2 protein-coding genes and 1 pseudogene are annotated in these 1,642 nt (G+C 32.5%); all 3 read left to right on the top strand.

Going from position 1 to position 1,642, the window contains the following annotated elements; translation table 11 throughout:
• The first annotated feature begins 138 nt into the window (after positions 1–138).
• Positions 139–717 (top strand): annotated as a pseudogene (gene rsmD, locus GX687_01205) (16S rRNA (guanine(966)-N(2))-methyltransferase RsmD).
• Positions 714–1,187 carry an ATP synthase F0 subunit B gene (locus GX687_01200; protein ID HHX96069.1) on the top strand — a complete coding sequence of 158 codons (474 nt, stop codon included), beginning with the start codon at positions 714–716 and terminating at the stop codon, positions 1,185–1,187. The pseudogene rsmD and the gene GX687_01200 overlap by 4 nt, the downstream one beginning before the upstream one ends.
• A gap of 90 nt (positions 1,188–1,277) precedes the next feature.
• The coding region (locus GX687_01195; protein ID HHX96068.1) for a type II secretion system protein GspE at positions 1,278–1,642 on the top strand (365 nt) is incomplete at its 3' end.

Raw genomic sequence — 1,642 nt, 5'->3', positions numbered from 1 at the left:
TTTATATTATGTTCATAAAGAGGAAAAACTATGATCACCTAGAATTAAAAAAATAATGAAAGAATAGCAATATATAGAAAGATACAGTGTGAAGATTGTATTTTTATGGTATAATTCAGAATAAAGGGGTGATTACTAAAGGTGCGGATTATTGCCGGTGAGGCTAAAGGACATAAGTTAAAGACTCTTAAGGGTTTATCAACTCGTCCGACACCTGAACGCGTACGAGAAGCTATTTTTAATATTTGGGGTTTTAAAATAAAAAATGTTAATTTTTTAGATTTATTTGCAGGTTCTGGGGCAATGGGGATAGAAGCTTTAAGTAGAGGAGCAAAATTCTGTCATTTTAATGATCATCAGCAAGTTGTTTGTCGTTTATTACGAGAAAATATAAAAAAATGTGGTTTTGAGGATCATGCTATAATAACTTGTCAAGATGTGTTTGTTTTAATTCGACAATTAGCTAGGAAACAGATTAAGGCTTTTGATATAATTTACTTAGATCCACCTTATGACATAATTTGTTATGAAAAATTACTTGTGAATATTTTAGAAGCAAAAATATTTAATCCTACTGGAATGATTGTTTGTGAAACTTCTATAAAAACTGTTTTGCAAACTGAATATGTTTCGGGTGATCTTAAATTAAAAATATTAAGAAAGAATAGGTATGGGGACACGGCTGTTTGGTTTTATAAATTATGGGGGGAGGAATGAAGTTGGAGATCATGCGTTTATTGGAGGAATTTGAAAATGTTGTGGAAGATAGTCCGCGGATACCAATGACAGGCAAGGTGATTATTAATGAGGATACTTTATATAATTTTGTCGATGGTTTTCGTGCTATGCTTCCGGAAACAGTGCGTGAGTCTGAATGGATCCTACGTGAAAAAGATAGAATTTTATTACAAGCTGAAAAAGAAGCCGATACAATTATTGATACAGCTAAAAACAAGTTAGAACGTATTGCCGGGGAAAGTGAAATTGTTAAAGAAGCTAAAAAGCAAAGTGAAGAAATTATTAATAATGCTCGTGAGGTGTCACGGGAAATTAGTAAAGGTGCTTTAAGTTATGCTGATGAGGTTATGAACGAATTGTTGCAAAAACTAGAAAAAACAATGCTGGTCATTAATCAGGGTCGGGAGGAAATTAGGGTAAATTTTAGAGAGAAAAATATTGGCGAATAGTCTGGGAAATATGGATTTAATTGTAATAATAATTAATTGTGGTAAAATATAGATAAGGGAATGTGACAAAAAACAAAGAGGTGATGCTTCTTGACTATAAGTAAATTCGATTTGGGACCGGCGTTTGTTGAGAAGGGGATTATTACTAGTGAGCAGTTAGAAGAAGTATTTAGTAAGCAAAAATCTACTGGTAAGAGGTTTGAGGAAATTTTATTGGAAGAAGGGTTTATAACAGAAGAGGAGTTAAGGGAATTTTTAGACAGGCATTACAACATAGTTTTCGTAGATTTATCTAAGCAAAAGATTCACCTTGAAACACCTTTATTAATTAGTGAGGATTTAGCCCGTAAACATATTTTGTTTCCTTTTAAAAAAAGTCAATATAGAATATTAGTGGCTATGGTGGATCCTTATGATTTAGAAGCCATTGAGGAGGTTTATTTAGCCACTGGGTT

It is taken from the genome of Clostridia bacterium (assembly GCA_012841935.1).
Classification (GTDB): Bacteria; Bacillota; Peptococcia; order DRI-13; family DTU073; genus DUTS01.
The sequence above is the reverse complement of the archived record's forward strand: the minus strand, read 5'-3'. Positions and strand labels throughout refer to the sequence as shown.

Coding starts and splice junctions, on each gene's coding strand:
- GX687_01200 (HHX96069.1), top strand. CDS start 714: ATGAAGTTGGAGATCATGCGTTTATTGGAGGAATTTGAAAATGTTGTG.